This is a genomic window from Pseudomonas sp. 22490, from assembly GCF_052044465.1.
GTDB lineage: Bacteria > Pseudomonadota > Gammaproteobacteria > Pseudomonadales > Pseudomonadaceae > Pseudomonas > Pseudomonas aeruginosa.
This window is the reverse complement of record NZ_JBQENS010000027.1, coordinates 90,590-106,166: the sequence shown is the minus strand read 5'-3', so window position 1 is coordinate 106,166 and position 15,577 is coordinate 90,590. Positions and strand designations below refer to the sequence as shown.

Genomic DNA, 15,577 nt, shown 5'->3' with positions numbered 1-15,577 from the left:
TGCGGATTCCACACCATCCGGCCACCCAGTCCACGCTCATCTGGCCAGGCATTCCACGGCCATCTGGCCACCTGTTCCACGGCCATCCGGCCGGGCAGTCGGAGCGCAGCGACGCAGGGGTGGCATTGTTAGTCTGAGGTGCCCGGCGTCGTCAATTTCTGCGTCCGTTTGCGCATTGATTCACCCTTCAGATTGATCCGATAAGCGTTGTGCACCAGGCGGTCGAGGATGGCGTCGGCCAGGGTCGGGTCGCCGATCAGCTCGTGCCAGTTGTCCACCGGCATCTGGCTGGTGACGATGGTCGAGCGCTGGCCGTAGCGGTCGTCCAGTAGCTCCAGCATGTCGCGCCGCTGTTCGGCGGTGAACGGGGCCAGGCCCCAGTCGTCGAGGATCAGCAGGTCGGTCTTGGCGTAGCTGCTCATCAGCTTGGCGAAGCGGCCGTCGCCATGGGCCAGACCCAGTTCTTCCAGCAAACGTGGCAGGCGCAGGTAGCGCACGCTGTAGCCCTCCCGGCAGGCCTGGTGGGCCAGGGCACAGGCCAGCCAGGTTTTACCGACACCGGTGGGGCCGCCGATGATCAGGTTGAGGCCGTCGCGCAGCCACTGGCCACTGCTCAGTTGCAGGATCAGCGCCTTATCCAGTCCGCGCGGGCTGCGGTAGTCGATGTCTTCGAGGCAGGCGTTGTGCTTGAGCCGGGCCTGGCGCAGGCGGCTGCTCAGGCGCTTGTCATCGCGTTCGGTCAGCTCGCGGTCGACCAGCAGGCCGAGGCGTTCTTCGAAGCTCAGGCTGTCGATGTCCGGGGTTTTCAGTTGTTCATTCAGCGCCTTGAGCATGCCGTGCAGGCGCAGGGTTTGCAGCTTGTCCAGGGTCGGATGGGGCAGCATGGTGGGATTCCTTGGGGTCAGTGGTAGTAGGCGGATCCGCGCAGGTTGGCGTGGTCGTCCGGCAGCAGCGGCAGGTTGGTTTGAGCTAGCGGCAGGTTTTCCAGCCCCTGGCGCAGGATCGATTCGAGGCTCTTGTAGCTGCACGTGCCGAGGCTGATGGCGCGACGGCAGGCCAACTCCAGACGCGCCTCACCGTGGGTTTTACCCAGGCGCAGGATGCCCAGGCAGGCCCGGTAGCCCTGCTGCGGATGGATGCGCCGTTCGAGGATGTGCCGGATCACGCCGGCGGTGTTCGGCCCGGTCTGCTCGGCCCAGCGGATCAGCCGTTGCGGCGTCCACTCGGCATGCTCGCGATGGCTCTTGGGCATGTGCTCGGCCTGCGTGCTGTGCCTGCCCTTGTGCATTGAGCGCAGGTGGCTGGCCACTCGCTGGTTGGCGTGGAAAAACTCGACGGTGCGCGCCGTCAGGCGCACCTCCAGCTGCTTCTTCACCAGTTGATACGGCACCGAGTAGTAATGCCCATCGACCTCGACGTGGTAGTCGATGTGCACCCGCGCCTTCTTCCACTCGGCGTAGACGTAGGGTTGCTCCGGCAGGGGGCGCAGCGCCGGACGATCCAGGCTGTCGAAGGCCGACTGCCGGGAGCCCGGCAGCTTCTTGAACGGGCGTTGGTTGAGCCGCTCCAGCAGCCCGGCGATGGCCGTGTTGAGTTCATCCAGGGAGAAGAACTGCCGATTCCTCAGTGCGGCGAGGATCCAACGCTCGACCACCTGCACGCCGACTTCGGCCTTGGCCTTGTCGCGCGGTTTGCGTGCCCGCGCCGGCACCACCGCCACGCCATAGTGCTCGGCCAGATCGCGGTAGCTGGGGTTGATGTCCGGCTCGTAGCGGTGACTCTTGCTCACCGCGCTGCGCAGGTTGTCCGGCACCACGATCTCCGGCACGCCGCCGAGGAAGGCGAAGCAGCGGGCATGGGAGCCTAGCCAGTCCGGCAGCTGCTGCGACCAGGTGGCTTCGGCGAAGGTGTAGCTGGACGCGCCGAGCACCGCGACGAACACCTGCGCCTGGCGGATCTCGCCGCTGTGGCGATCGATAACCGGCACCGTCTGGCCGGCATAGTCGACGAACAGCTTCTCGCCGACGCGGTGCTCCTGACGCATCACCACGTCCAACTTGCCCTGCCAGGCTCGGTAGTGCTCACAGAACCAGCTGTACTGAAAGCCCTGAGGCTGGCTCAGGCGGTACTCCTGCCAGAGCAGCGCCAGGGTCACCCCGGGGCGGCGCAGTTCGGCATGCACCCATGCCCAATCGGGTAAAGGCCGCTTCTCACTGGCAACCGCCGGGGCCGGCGGGAACAGTTGCTGCTCCAACTCGGCATCGGACAACGAACAGGGCCAACTGAGACCGCTGGCGGCAAAACGATTGAGGTAGTCGCCGACGGTGACACGACCGACCTGCACGCTGACCGCAATCTGGCGAGCCGATAGTCCGACCTCGAACTTGAGACGTAGTACTTCGCGAATCTTACGCATGGATAAACGCTCCACGACGACCTCTCTGCTTCGAAAAAGAGGTCGATGGTAGTGAAGAAATCCTGCGTTACTGCCTGCCCGGTTGAGTGGCCGGATGGCCGTGGAATCAGTGGCCGGATGCGCGTGGAATGGGTGGCCGGATCACCGTGGAATCGGTGGTCAGATGCTCATGGAATGGGTGGCCAGATGACCGTGGAATCCGCAATCGGCGATGACCAGGCCGCGCTCCTTGCCGGTGAACGCCGCGACGGCGTATTGCAGCGGCTGGCGCGAGCCGCAGTAGGCGTGCACGCATTCGGCGGGGATGCCGTTCTGCTTGGCGAACAGGCCGACCAGGGCGTCCTGCGCGTCGTAGTCGTAGCGACCGCAGAGCGCGGCCGCCCGCTGCATGGCGGCCCTGGCCTTGGCGGAGGGGCCGTAGGGGCTTTCGTTGAAATCCAGGAAGGTCTCTTGCGGCTTGCCGGCGGCGCTTGTCGCGCCGCTCCCGGCGAAGGCTCGCGGGCTCAGCAGGATGCTGCTGGAGGCCAGGGCGGTCAGGGTCACGAACGAACGACGACTCAAAGCGGGCATAGCTTCACCTCCGTGTACCGAATGGGATATGCGTGCGGTGGGTTCCTCTCGGGCGTGTGTCACCAGAGTGGATAACGAGGAGGGAGTCGGTCCGTTTATGGTGGCGTGATAATGGCGCCGGAATATCGGCGGTCGTTCTTCGGATTGCGCACGCGGCGCTCCCGGGCGGCGAACCGCCGGGGAGCGCCGTGTGGATTCAGAGCGTGAGGGTGAAGCGCCCGGTCAGCGCGCCCGGCAGGTGCATCGAGTCGGTCTGGCGTTCGCCGTAGGTATTGCTGGACAGGCGCAGTTCGCGCTCGTGGCTGAGGTCTTCCAGGTGGGCGCCGAGGAAGCTGTACAGGCTGTCGTCGAAGCGCATGGTGCTGACCGGCGCCCGGATCTGGCCGTTCTCCACCCAGAAGGTGGCGAAGCGGGTCATTCCGGTCAGGCGTGCGGCGGGCATGTCCGAGTAGTTCAGGTACCACAGGTTGCCGATGTACAGGCCGGTATCCAGGGCCTCGAGGATGCGCGCCTGTTCCAGGCTGCCGCCGGCCATGTCCAGCGCCGTGGGCGCCTCGTTGGCGCCGGCGCCATTGGCTACCAGGCCGTATTCGCGGGCGCTGCGCGAACTCACCAGGCGTCCGCTCAGGCGGCCGTTGCCGACCAGTTCGACCTCGGCGCGCGGCGAGCCTTCCGCGCTGAATGCCGGGGAGGGCGAGGTGGCAGGGCGCTCGGCGAGGTTCAGCAGCGGGCTGAGCAGGGCGTCGCCGTTCTGCAGGCGTTGCAGGGGGCTTTCGCCGGTAGCCAGGGCGCGCGCGGAGAAACCGCCCCAGCAGAGCATCTGCATGACTTCCTCGAGCGCCGCCGGCGCCAGGTAGGCGCGATAGTCGCCGGGGCGCAACTGGCGCAGCGGCTTGCCCAGGTGGCCGAGCTGCTCCCGGGCCTGTTCGAAGCGCCGGGCGAAGGCTTCGTCGTCCCAGCGCTGGCCGGCGTAGTCGGCCTTCACCGCCTGGCCGTTGCCATGGAACAGGCTCCAGTCGAAGTTGAAGCTGCTGCCGGCATGCCAGCCGAAGGCGCCCCAGGAGTTGGCGAAGCCACGGAACAGCGGTCCGGCGGCATAGATGCCGACCAGGTCGAGGTCGCGCGCCCGGCGTTCGAGGCTGGCCAGCAGCGCGCCGCTGTCGGGCGCTGCGCCGAGGTCCTGGTTCTCTCGCTGCCAGGCCGAGGTGTCGAGCAGCAGATAGGGATCGGCGGGAATCCAGGCCAGGCTCTGGCGCAGTTGCCGAAGGCCTTCGGCCAGACGCTGGCGGTCTTCTTCCGGCGCGCCGGAGAGCGTCAGGTCGAGGCTCGCCTGGCGTTCGTCGCGGATCAGCCGGAGCAGCGCGCTGGCCTGGCGCACCCGGCCGGCCTGGCGCACCCGCGCCCGGTTGAAGCGGATGAACTCGGAGTCCTCGGCGCTGTACCAGAGGGTGAAGTCCTCGCCCTCGGCCAGATGCCGGCGCAGGTCCTCGGCGAGGGCTTCGAAATGCTGTCTCTGGTGCATCAGGTATCTCCCCCGAATACGTCCACATCGCTGAATACGCAGGCCGGCGAGGCGTGGCCGACACGGATCACCTGGTTCGGCTCGCCCTTGCCGCAGTAGGGCGTGCCGAGCACCTCGAAGGTGCCGGCGTCGCCCACCGCGCTGAGGTTGCGCCAGAACTGCGCGGAGATGCCCCGGTAGTTGGGGTTCTTCACCACGCCCTTGAGTTCGCCGTCCTCGATCAACTGGCCCCATTCGCAGCCGAACTGGAACTTGTTGCGTGCGTCGTCGATCGACCAGGAGCGGTTGTAGGACATCAGCACCCCGCGCTCGATACCGGCCACCAGCTGCGCGAAGCTCTTGTCGCCGGGCTCCAGGTTGAGATTGGCCATGCGGTCGATGGGCGCGCGGTTCCAACTGCTGGCGCGGCTGCTGGCGACGCCCTCCAGGCCGCTGCGGTGTTGCGACAGGGCGCCGCCGAGCGGACGCAGCAGGCGGCCTTCGCGGATCAGGTATTCCTTGCGCGCGGGGCTGCCGTCGTCGTCCTGGCGGTAGCTGGCCAGCTCCTCGGGGATTTCCGGGTCGAAGCTGACGTTGAGCAGGCTGGAGCCGTACTGGTAGCGACCGAAGTCCTCGGTCTTGATGAAGCTGGTACCGGCGTAGTTGCGCTCGTCGCCGAGGATGCGATCCAGCTCCAGCGGGTGGCCGATCGACTCGTGGATCTGCAGGATCATCTGGTCCGGCATCAGCAGCAGGTCGCAGCGGCCGCTCGGGGTGTTCGGCGCCGCCAGCAGTTGCAGGGCCTGGTCGGCGATGCGCGGCGCGGCGCCGACCAGGCCGAGGCGCTCGATCACTTCGGCGCCGCCCTGCTGGCCGGCATGGTGGCCGCCGAAACTGCGGGTCTGGCTGTCATGGCCGTCGTAGGCGGTGACGCTGGCGCCGGGATAGACGAAGCGCTGCTCGTGGTATTGCTCGGCGCCGGCGCTGTTCAGGTAGAGCTGTTCCTGGCGGCTGACTTCGAGGAATACGCTCCAGTTCACCAGACGCTCGTCGCGCGGCACCTTGGCGGATTCCTCGGCGAGCAGTTCGTAGCACTCGGCGAGGGAGGGGAAAGGGGCGTCCTGGTTCGGCGAGCGATACTGCGAGCGGCCGCTTGCCGGCGGCAATCCGCGGACGTCGAACAGGGCGTGCCGGGCGATCCGCTCGGCTTGCCGCTCGGCCTGCTCCAGGGCGGCCTGCAGGCCGGCCGCGGAGAGATCGTTGGTGGCGGCGTAGGCTTCCACGCCGTTCAGCCGTACGCAGAGCATGGCGCCGCGGTCCTGGCTGAAGTGCGGCGGTTCGCTGACGTTGCGGCGCACCGAGAGGTACTCGCCGCTACGCTGGACGTAGCGCAAGGAGTGGAATTCGGCGCGGCTGCGGAGCGCCGCGAAGCGGTGTTTCAACGGGTCGATCATCTGTGCGTCCCTGGCCGATTGCGGAGTGGGCGAGTGCAGGACGCTCTATTTCAAGCCTTCGCCCGTAACGGAGCAAGCCGTTTGTTGTCATAGCCTGGTGCCAGGCTGCGGGTGGCTCGCCGAAGCATGCGGGCGGAATGCCTAACTATCGGTAAAGCAAGGGTAAATAGCGGGTAAAGAGGCTTTGCCTGGGCCCCCGCAATGCTTATCGTGCAGCCTGGAAAAAGCGCCTCCGTTCTAAGCCTGAAGAAGAACCATGACTCCAACGACCGGTAAATCCAAGTTCCGTACCCTGCGCCCGTGGCTGATCACCGCCCTGGCCTTCGCCGCCGTGATCGGCCTGGTGATGTGGCTGGCGGCGCCCGCCTCGGCACCGTCCTCCGACGGGCGACCCGGTCGCGGCGGCAAGCCGGGCGCCGCGCTGCCCAAGGCCAACGCGCTCACCGTCGGCGTGGCCAGGGTGGAGCAGGGCGACCTGGCGCTGCATTTCAACGCGCTTGGCACCGTCACCGCCTTCAACACGGTGAACGTCAAGCCGCGGGTCAACGGCGAGCTGGTCAAGGTGCTGTTCCAGGAGGGGCAGGAGGTCAAGGCCGGCGACCTGCTGGCGGTGGTCGACCCGCGTACCTACAAGGCGGCGCTGGCCCAGGCCGAGGGCACGCTGATGCAGAACCAGGCGCAACTGAAGAACGCCGAGATCGACCTGCAGCGCTACAAGGGGCTGTACGCCGAGGACTCGATCGCCAAGCAGACCCTGGATACCCAGGAAGCCCAGGTCCGCCAGTTGCAGGGCACCATCCGTACCAACCAGGGCCAGGTCGACGACGCCCGCCTCAACCTGACCTTCACCGAGGTCCGCGCACCGATTTCCGGGCGCCTCGGCCTGCGCCAGGTGGACATCGGCAACCTGGTCACCAGCGGCGATACCACGCCGCTGGTGGTGATCACCCAGGTCAAGCCGATCTCGGTGGTGTTCAGCCTGCCGCAGCAGCAGATCGGCACCGTCGTCGAGCAGATGAACGGCCCCGGCAAGCTGACGGTCACCGCGCTGGACCGCAACCAGGACAAGGTTCTCGCCGAAGGCACCCTGACCACCCTGGACAACCAGATCGACACCACCACCGGCACGGTCAAGCTCAAGGCGCGCTTCGAGAACGCCGACGGCAAGCTGTTCCCCAACCAGTTCGTCAACGTGCGCCTGCTGGCGCAGACCCTCAAGGGCGTGCTGACCATTCCGGCCAACGCCGTGCAGCGCGGCACCAACGGTATCTATGTCTACGTGGTCGGCGCCGACAACAAGGTCAGCCAGCGCAGCGTCGCCATCGGCACCAGCGAGAACGAGCGGGTGGTGGTGGAAAGCGGCCTGAAGGCCGGCGAGCAGGTGGTGGTGGAAGGCACCGACCGCCTGCGCGACGGTATGGAAGTGCGTGTCGCCGAGGCCTCCCCGCAGGTCCTCGAGGGCGAGCCGCAGAAACCGCAGACTGGCCGCCCCAGCGGCCTCCAGGGCGACTCGGTGGGTAGCGGGAGCGCTGAATGAACCCGTCCCGCCCGTTCATCCTGCGGCCGGTCGCGACCACCCTGCTGATGGTGGCGATCCTGCTCTCGGGCCTGATCGCCTACCGCTTCCTGCCGATCTCGGCGTTGCCGGAAGTGGACTACCCGACCATCCAGGTGGTCACCCTGTACCCCGGCGCCAGCCCGGAGATCATGACCTCGTCGATCACCGCGCCGCTGGAGAACCAGCTCGGGCAGATTCCGGGGCTCAACGAGATGTCTTCCAGCAGTTCCGGCGGCGCCTCGGTGATCACCCTGCAATTCAGCCTGCAGAGCAACCTCGATGTCGCCGAGCAGGAAGTCCAGGCGGCGATCAACGCCGCGCAGAGCCTGCTGCCCAACGACCTGCCGAACCAGCCGGTGTTCAGCAAGGTGAATCCGGCGGACGCACCGATCCTGACCCTGGCGGTGATGTCCGACGGCATGCCGCTGCCGCAGATCCAGGACCTGGTGGATACCCGCCTGGCACAGAAGATCTCGCAGATCTCCGGGGTCGGCCTGGTCAGCATCAGCGGCGGCCAGCGCCCGGCGGTGCGGGTGCGCGCCAACCCGACGGCGCTGGCGGCGGCGGGGCTGAGCCTGGAGGACCTGCGCAGCACGGTGACCAGCAACAACCTCAACGGCCCCAAGGGCAGCTTCGACGGCCCGACCCGTGCCTCGACCCTGGACGCCAACGACCAGTTGCGCTCGGCCGACGCCTACCGCGACCTGATCATCGCCTACAAGAACGGCTCGCCGCTGCGCATCCGCGACGTCGCCAGCGTCGAGGACGACGCCGAGAACGTGCGCCTGGCCGCCTGGGCCAACAACCTGCCGGCGGTGGTGCTGAACATCCAGCGCCAGCCGGGGGCCAACGTGATCGAGGTGGTCGACCGGATCAAGGCGCTGCTGCCGCAGCTGCAATCGACCCTGCCGGGCAATCTCGACGTGCAGGTGCTGACCGACCGCACCACCACCATCCGCGCCTCGGTCAAGGACGTGCAGTTCGAGCTGGCGCTGGCGGTGGCGCTGGTGGTGATGGTCACCTTCCTGTTCCTGCGCAACGTCTACGCCACCCTGATTCCCAGCTTCGCCGTGCCGCTGTCGCTGATCGGCACCTTCGGCGTGATGTACCTGTCCGGCTTCTCGATCAACAACCTGACCCTGATGGCGCTGACCATCGCCACCGGCTTCGTGGTCGACGACGCGATCGTCATGGTGGAGAACATCGCCCGCTACCTGGAGCAGGGCGACTCGCCGCTGGAAGCGGCGCTCAAGGGCTCGAAGCAGATCGGCTTCACCATCATCTCGCTGACCTTCTCGCTGATCGCCGTGCTGATCCCGCTGCTGTTCATGGGCGACGTCGCCGGGCGGCTGTTCCGCGAGTTCGCCATCACCCTGGCGGTGGCGATCCTGATTTCCGGCTTCGTCTCCCTGACCCTTACGCCGATGCTCAGCGCCAAGCTGCTGCGCCACATCGACGAGGACCAGCAGGGCCGCTTCGCGCGCGCCGCGGGGCGGGTCATCGATGGCCTGATCGCACAATACGCCAAGGCCCTGCGGGTGGTCCTGCGGCACCAGCCGCTGACCCTGCTGGTGGCCATCGCCACCCTGGCGCTGACCGCGCTGCTCTACCTGGCCATGCCCAAGGGCTTCTTCCCGGTGCAGGACACCGGGGTGATCCAGGGCGTCGCCGAAGCGCCGCAGTCGATCTCCTTCCAGGCCATGTCCGAGCGCCAGCGCGCCCTTGCCGAGGTGGTGCTGAAGGACCCGGCGGTGGCCAGCCTGTCCTCCTACATCGGCGTCGACGGCAGCAACCCGACCCTCAACACCGGCCGCCTGCTGATCAACCTCAAGCCGCACAGCGAGCGCGACGTCACCGCCAGCGAAGTGATCCAGCGCCTGCAGCCCGAACTCGACCACCTGCCCGGGATCAAGCTGTACATGCAGCCGGTGCAGGACCTGACCATCGAGGACCGGGTCGCCCGCACCCAGTACCAGTTCACCTTGCAGGACGCCGACCCGGACGTGCTCGCCGAGTGGGTGCCGAAGCTGGTGGCGCGGCTGCAGGAGTTGCCGCAGCTCGCCGACGTCGCCAGCGACTGGCAGGACAAGGGCTTGCAGGCCTACCTGAACATCGACCGCGACACCGCCTCGCGCCTCGGCGTGAAGCTCTCCGACATCGACAGCGTGCTCTACAACGCCTTCGGCCAGCGGCTGATCTCGACCATCTTCACCCAGGCCACCCAGTACCGCGTGGTGCTGGAGGTGGCGCCGCAGTTCCAGCTCGGCCCGCAGGCCCTGGAGCAGCTCTACGTGCCGTCCAGCGACGGCACCCAGGTGCGCCTGTCGAGCCTGGCGAAGGTGGAGGAGCGGCATACCCTGCTGGCGATCAACCATATCGCCCAGTTCCCCTCGGCGACCCTGTCGTTCAACCTGGCCAAGGGTTACTCCCTGGGCGAGGCGGTCGAGGCGATCCGTGGCGTCGAGGCCAGCCTGGAGCTGCCGCTGAGCATGCAGGGCAGCTTCCGCGGCGCGGCGCTGGCCTTCGAGGCCTCGCTGTCGAACACGCTGCTGCTGATCCTCGCCTCGGTGGTGACCATGTACATCGTCCTGGGCATCCTCTACGAGAGCTTCATCCATCCGGTGACCATCCTCTCGACCCTGCCCTCGGCCGGGGTCGGCGCGCTGCTGGCGCTGATGCTGGCGGGGCAGGAGATCGGCATCGTGGCGATCATCGGCATCATCCTGCTGATCGGCATCGTCAAGAAGAACGCGATCATGATGATCGACTTCGCCCTCGACGCCGAGCGCAACGAAGGCAAGCCGCCCCATGAGGCGATCTACCAGGCCTGCCTGCTGCGCTTCCGGCCGATCCTGATGACCACCATGGCCGCGCTGCTCGGCGCGCTGCCGCTGATGCTCGCCGGCGGCGCCGGCGCCGAGCTGCGCCAGCCGCTGGGCATCACCATGGTCGGTGGCCTGCTGCTGAGCCAGGTCCTGACCCTGTTCACCACCCCGGTGATCTATCTCTACTTCGACCGCCTGGCCCGTCGCTGGGCGGCCTGGCGCAAGCAGCGCGGGCTGGACCTGAACACCGAGGCCGGGTTCGACGGGGACGCCGGGCGATGAGTCTGTCCACGCCCTTCATCCGCCGCCCGGTCGCCACCACGCTGCTGACCCTGGCGTTGCTGCTGGCCGGCACCCTGTCGTTCGGCCTGCTGCCGGTGGCGCCGCTGCCCAACGTCGATTTTCCGGCCATCGTGGTCAGCGCCAGCCTGCCGGGCGCCAGCCCGGAAACCATGGCCTCGTCGGTGGCCACGCCGCTGGAGCGCTCGCTGGGACGGATCGCCGGGATCAGCGAGATGACCTCCAGCAGTTCGCTGGGCTCGACCACCGTGGTGCTCGTGTTCGACCTGGAGAAGGACATCGACGGCGCCGCCCGCGAGGTGCAGGCGGCGATCAACGGCGCGATGAGCCTGCTGCCCAGCGGTATGCCGAACAATCCCAGCTACCGCAAGGCCAACCCCTCGGACATGCCGATCATGGTCCTCACCCTGACCTCGGAGACCCAGAGTCGCGGCGAGATGTACGACCTCGCCTCGACCGTGCTGGCGCCGAAGCTGTCGCAGGTGCAGGGGGTAGGGCAGGTGAGCATCGGCGGCAGCTCGCTGCCGGCGGTGCGGGTCGACCTCAACCCGGATGCCATGAGCCAGTACGGGCTGTCCCTGGACAGCGTGCGCACGGCCATCGCCGCGGCCAACAGCAACGGCCCCAAGGGCGCCGTCGAGAAGGACGACAAGCACTGGCAGGTGGACGCCAACGACCAGTTGCGCAAGGCCCGCGAGTACGAGCCGCTGGTGATCCACTACAACGCCGACAACGGCGCCGCGGTGCGCCTCGGCGACGTGGCCAAGGTCAGCGACTCGGTGGAGGACGTGCGCAACGCCGGCTTTTCCGACGACCTGCCGGCGGTGCTGCTGATCGTCACCCGCCAGCCCGGCGCCAACATCATCGAGGCCACCGACGCCATCCACGCGCAACTGCCGGTGTTGCAGGAACTGCTCGGGCCGCAGGTCAAGCTGAACGTGATGGACGATCGCAGCCCGTCGATCCGTGCGTCGCTGGAAGAGGCCGAGCTGACCCTGCTGATCTCGGTGGCGCTGGTGATCCTGGTGGTCTTCCTGTTCCTGCGCAACGGCCGCGCCACGCTGATCCCCAGCCTGGCGGTGCCGGTCTCGCTGATCGGCACCTTCGCGGTCATGTACCTGTGCGACTTCAGCCTGAACAACCTGTCGCTGATGGCGCTGATCATCGCCACCGGCTTCGTGGTGGACGACGCCATCGTGGTGGTGGAGAACATCGCCCGACGCATCGAGGAGGGCGATCCGCCGATCCAGGCGGCGATCACCGGCGCCCGCCAGGTCGGTTTCACCGTGCTGTCGATGACGCTCTCGCTGGTCGCGGTGTTCATCCCGCTGCTGCTCATGGGCGGCCTCACCGGACGGCTGTTCCGCGAGTTCGCGGTGACTCTCTCGGCGGCGATCCTGGTGTCCCTGGTGGTATCCCTGACCCTCACGCCGATGCTCTGCGCGCGTCTGCTGCGTCCGCTGAAACGGCCCGAAGGCGCTTCCCTGGCGCGGCGCAGCGATCGCTTCTTCGCCGCCTTCATGCTGCGCTACCGCGCCAGCCTGGGCTGGGCGCTGGAGCACTCGCGGCTGATGGTGGTGATCATGCTGGCCTGCATCGCCATGAACCTCTGGTTGTTCGTGGTGGTGCCCAAGGGCTTCCTCCCGCAGCAGGACTCCGGGCGCCTGCGCGGCTACGCGGTGGCCGACCAGAGCATCTCGTTCCAGTCCCTGAGCGCGAAGATGGGCGAGTACCGCAAGATCCTCTCTTCCGATCCGGCGGTGGAAAACGTAGTCGGCTTCATCGGTGGCGGCCGTTGGCAGTCGAGCAACACCGGTTCGTTCTTCGTCACTCTCAAGCCGATCGGCGAGCGCGACCCGGTGGAGAAAGTCCTCACCCGGCTGCGCGAGCGGATCGCCAAGGTGCCCGGCGCGGCGCTCTATCTCAACGCCGGCCAGGACGTGCGCCTGGGCGGCCGCGACAGCAACGCGCAGTACGAATTCACCCTGCGCAGCGACGACCTGACCCTGCTCCGCGAATGGGCGCCGAAGGTCGAGGCGGCGATGCGCAAGCTGCCGCAGCTGGTGGACGTCAACAGCGACTCCCAGGACAAGGGCGTGCAGACCCGCCTGGTGATCGACCGCGACCGCGCGGCGACCCTGGGGATCAACGTGGAAATGGTCGACGCGGTGCTCAACGACTCTTTCGGCCAGCGCCAGGTGTCGACCATCTTCAACCCGCTGAACCAGTACCGGGTGGTGATGGAGGTCGACCAGCAGTACCAGCAGAGCCCGGAAATCCTCCGCCAGGTCCAGGTGATCGGCAACGACGGCCAGCGCGTGCCGCTGTCCGCGTTCAGCCACTACGAACCGAGCCGGGCACCGCTGGAGGTCAACCACCAGGGCCAGTTCGCCGCCACCACGCTGTCCTTCAACCTGGCACCGGGCGCGCAGATCGGCCCGACCCGCGAGGCCATCATGCAGGCCCTGGAGCCGCTGCACATCCCGGTGGACGTGCAGACCAGCTTCGAGGGCAACGCCGGCGCGGTGCAGGACACGCAGAACCAGATGCCCTGGCTGATCCTCCTGGCGCTGCTGGCGGTGTACATCGTCCTCGGCATCCTCTACGAGAGCTACGTGCACCCGCTGACCATCCTCTCGACCCTGCCTTCGGCCGGGGTCGGCGCGCTGCTCGCGCTGATCCTCTGCCGCAGCGAGCTGAGCCTGATCGCGCTGATCGGCATCATCCTGCTGATCGGCATCGTCAAGAAGAACGCGATCATGATGATCGACTTCGCCCTGGAGGCCGAGCGCAACCACGGCCTGAGCCCGCGCGAGGCGATCCTCGAGGCCTGCATGATGCGCTTCCGGCCGATCATGATGACCACCCTGGCCGCCTTGCTCGGCGCCTTGCCGCTGATCTTCGGCATCGGCGGCGACGCCGCGCTGCGCCGGCCGCTGGGCATCACCATCGTCGGCGGGCTGATCGGCAGCCAGTTGCTGACCCTGTACACCACCCCGGTGGTCTACCTCTATCTCGACCGCCTGCGCCACTGGGTCAACCAGAAACGCGGCGTACGCACGGACGGTGCGCTGGAGACACCCCTATGAAACACACCCCCTCGTTGCTTGCCCTGGCCCTGGTCGCCGCCCTCGGCGGCTGCGCCATCGGCCCCGACTACCAGCGACCGGACCTGGCGGTGCCCGCCGAATTCAAGGAAGCCGAAGGCTGGCGCCGCGCCGAGCCGCGCGACGTGTTCCAGCGCGGCGCCTGGTGGGAGCTGTACGGCGACCAGACCCTGAACGACCTGCAGATGCACCTGGAACGTTCCAACCAGACCCTGGCCCAGTCGGTGGCGCAGTTCCGCCAGGCCGAGGCGCTGGTGCGCGGCGCGCGGGCGGCGTTCTTCCCGTCGATCACCGGCAACGTGGGCAAGACCCGCAGCGGCCAGGGCGGCGGCGACAGCACCGTGTTGCTGCCGGGAGGCTCGACGGTGAGCAGCGGCGGCTCTGGCGCGATCAGCACCAGCTACTCGACCAACCTCAGTGTCAGCTGGGAGGTCGACCTCTGGGGCAAGCTGCGCCGGCAACTGGAGGCCAACCAGGCGAGCCTGCATGCCAGCGCCGCCGACCTCGCCGCGGTGCGCCTCAGCCAGCAGTCGCAACTGGCGCAGAACTACCTGCAACTGCGGGTGATGGACGAACAGATCCGCCTGCTCAACGACACGGTGACGGCCTACGAGCGTTCGCTGAAGGTGGCCGAGAACAAATACCGCGCCGGCATCGTCACCAGGGCCGACGTGGCCCAGGCCCGCACCCAGCTGAAAAGCACCCAGGCCCAGGCCATCGACCTGAAGTACCAGCGTGCCCAGCTGGAGCACGCCATCGCCGTGCTGGTCGGCCTGCCGCCGGCGCAATTCAACCTGCCGCCGGTGGCGAGCGTGCCGAAGCTGCCGGACCTGCCGGCAGTGGTGCCGTCGCAATTGCTCGAACGACGGCCGGACATCGCCTCGGCGGAACGCAAGGTGATTTCCGCCAACGCCCAGATCGGCGTGGCCAAGGCCGCCTATTTCCCCGACCTCACCCTGAGCGCCGCCGGCGGCTACCGCAGCGGCAGCCTGAGCAACTGGATCAGCACGCCGAACCGCTTCTGGTCGATCGGCCCGCAGTTCGCCATGACCCTGTTCGACGGCGGCCTGATCGGCTCCCAGGTGGACCAGGCCGAGGCGACCTACGACCAGACCGTGGCGACCTACCGGCAGACCGTGCTCGACGGTTTCCGCGAGGTGGAGGACTACCTGGTGCAATTGAGCGTCCTCGACGAGGAGAGCGGGGTGCAGCGCGAAGCCCTGGAGTCGGCCCGCGAGGCACTGCGCCTGGCCGAGAACCAGTACAAGGCCGGCACCGTCGACTACACCGACGTGGTCACCAACCAGGCCACCGCGCTGAGCAACGAACGCACCGTGCTGACCCTGCTCGGCAGCCGCCTGACCGCCAGCGTCCAGTTGATCGCGGCAATGGGCGGCGGCTGGGACAGCGCCGACATCGAGCGGACCGACGAGCGGCTCGGCCGGGTCGAAGAGGGCCTGCCGCCTTCGCCCTGAGTTCTTCTCGCTGCCTGTTCCTGACGAATGCCTTTCCCCGCTATTGCGCTTGCATGACACACCGCCGTCCGCGTCTCGGCTAGAGTACGGCGGCGGATGTGGAGGTGAATACGTGTCGGGGAAGTTTCCGGAAATGCCCTCGCGCCGAGGCTACTGGCTCGGCTGGTTGTGCCGCCTGGCCATGCTTGGCGGCGTCGCCGCGATGTTCTGGGCGCTGCTGCAATGCTTCGTCCTGCTGCACGGCGATCCGCCGCTCCAGCGCGCCCCGCTGCGGACGCCCTGGACCCTGCTGGCGCTCGGCCTGGCGCTGTTCCTCGCCGGTTTCTGCGGCGAGTACCGGCTGTGGCGGCGCCGCGCCGGTTGCTGAAACC

General features: G+C 67.7%; 9 protein-coding genes and 1 pseudogene. 5 read left to right on the top strand and 5 right to left on the bottom strand.

Annotated features, from left to right (window positions below; all coding sequences use genetic code 11):
- Window positions 1-128: 128 nt before the first annotated feature.
- The 5 genes and pseudogenes from istB to ACTJJX_RS25805 all read right to left on the bottom strand — a co-directional run bounded on the left by istB (window position 129) and on the right by ACTJJX_RS25805 (window position 5,941).
- Window positions 129-884 carry an IS21-like element ISPpu7 family helper ATPase IstB gene (istB, locus tag ACTJJX_RS25825; RefSeq protein WP_045107743.1) on the bottom strand — a complete coding sequence of 252 codons (756 nt, stop codon included), beginning with the start codon at window positions 882-884 and terminating at the stop codon, window positions 129-131.
- Between the two features lie 17 nt (window positions 885-901).
- Window positions 902-2,416: an IS21 family transposase gene (gene istA / locus ACTJJX_RS25820; protein ID WP_146537839.1), complete on the bottom strand. Its 1,515-nt coding sequence runs from the start codon at window positions 2,414-2,416 to the stop codon at window positions 902-904.
- Window positions 2,417-2,620: 204 nt separating this feature from the next.
- Window positions 2,621-2,986: pseudogene (locus ACTJJX_RS25815) on the bottom strand (aminotransferase); the annotation flags it as partial.
- A 196-nt stretch (window positions 2,987-3,182) separates the two neighbouring features.
- A complete protein-coding gene (locus tag ACTJJX_RS25810; RefSeq protein WP_003113322.1) occupies window positions 3,183-4,508 on the bottom strand; it encodes a TldD/PmbA family protein in 1,326 nt (441 codons plus the stop codon).
- On the bottom strand, window positions 4,508-5,941 hold the full coding sequence (locus ACTJJX_RS25805) for a TldD/PmbA family protein (RefSeq protein WP_003116857.1): 1,434 nt from the start codon (window positions 5,939-5,941) through the stop codon (window positions 4,508-4,510). The genes ACTJJX_RS25810 and ACTJJX_RS25805 overlap by 1 nt, the downstream gene beginning before the upstream one ends.
- Window positions 5,942-6,197: 256 nt before the next feature.
- On the opposite strand from ACTJJX_RS25805, the gene muxA reads away from it, so the two are divergent.
- The 5 genes from muxA (at window position 6,198) to ACTJJX_RS25780 (ending at window position 15,573) form a co-directional block, all read left to right on the top strand.
- Window positions 6,198-7,478 carry a multidrug efflux RND transporter periplasmic adaptor subunit MuxA gene (muxA, locus tag ACTJJX_RS25800; protein ID WP_003113320.1) on the top strand — a complete coding sequence of 427 codons (1,281 nt, stop codon included), beginning with the start codon at window positions 6,198-6,200 and terminating at the stop codon, window positions 7,476-7,478.
- Window positions 7,475-10,606: a multidrug efflux RND transporter permease subunit MuxB gene (gene muxB / locus ACTJJX_RS25795; RefSeq protein ID WP_003089920.1), complete on the top strand. Its 3,132-nt coding sequence runs from the start codon at window positions 7,475-7,477 to the stop codon at window positions 10,604-10,606. The genes muxA and muxB overlap by 4 nt, the downstream gene beginning before the upstream one ends.
- A complete protein-coding gene (muxC, locus tag ACTJJX_RS25790; protein WP_003089914.1) occupies window positions 10,603-13,713 on the top strand; it encodes a multidrug efflux RND transporter permease subunit MuxC in 3,111 nt (1,036 codons plus the stop codon). Before muxB ends, muxC begins: the two co-directional genes overlap by 4 nt.
- Window positions 13,710-15,206, top strand: a complete 1,497-nt coding sequence (opmB, locus tag ACTJJX_RS25785) for a multidrug efflux RND transporter outer membrane subunit OpmB (RefSeq protein WP_003089909.1) — start codon at window positions 13,710-13,712, stop codon at window positions 15,204-15,206. Before muxC ends, opmB begins: the two co-directional genes overlap by 4 nt.
- Before the next feature lie 133 nt (window positions 15,207-15,339).
- Window positions 15,340-15,573 carry a hypothetical protein gene (locus tag ACTJJX_RS25780; RefSeq protein WP_016561952.1) on the top strand — a complete coding sequence of 78 codons (234 nt, stop codon included), beginning with the start codon at window positions 15,340-15,342 and terminating at the stop codon, window positions 15,571-15,573.
- The last annotated feature ends 4 nt before the right edge of the window (window positions 15,574-15,577 follow it).

Bases quoted from the DNA above. Each gene is read 5' to 3' on its own strand.
- istB (WP_045107743.1), bottom strand. From the start codon at position 884: ATGCTGCCCCATCCGACCCTGGACAAGCTGCAAACCCTGCGCCTGCAC.
- istA (WP_146537839.1), bottom strand. From the start codon at position 2,416: ATGCGTAAGATTCGCGAAGTACTACGTCTCAAGTTCGAGGTCGGACTA.
- ACTJJX_RS25810 (WP_003113322.1), bottom strand. From the start codon at position 4,508: ATGCACCAGAGACAGCATTTCGAAGCCCTCGCCGAGGACCTGCGCCGG.
- ACTJJX_RS25805 (WP_003116857.1), bottom strand. From the start codon at position 5,941: ATGATCGACCCGTTGAAACACCGCTTCGCGGCGCTCCGCAGCCGCGCC.
- muxA (WP_003113320.1), top strand. From the start codon at position 6,198: ATGACTCCAACGACCGGTAAATCCAAGTTCCGTACCCTGCGCCCGTGG.
- muxB (WP_003089920.1), top strand. From the start codon at position 7,475: ATGAACCCGTCCCGCCCGTTCATCCTGCGGCCGGTCGCGACCACCCTG.
- muxC (WP_003089914.1), top strand. From the start codon at position 10,603: ATGAGTCTGTCCACGCCCTTCATCCGCCGCCCGGTCGCCACCACGCTG.
- opmB (WP_003089909.1), top strand. From the start codon at position 13,710: ATGAAACACACCCCCTCGTTGCTTGCCCTGGCCCTGGTCGCCGCCCTC.
- ACTJJX_RS25780 (WP_016561952.1), top strand. From the start codon at position 15,340: ATGCCCTCGCGCCGAGGCTACTGGCTCGGCTGGTTGTGCCGCCTGGCC.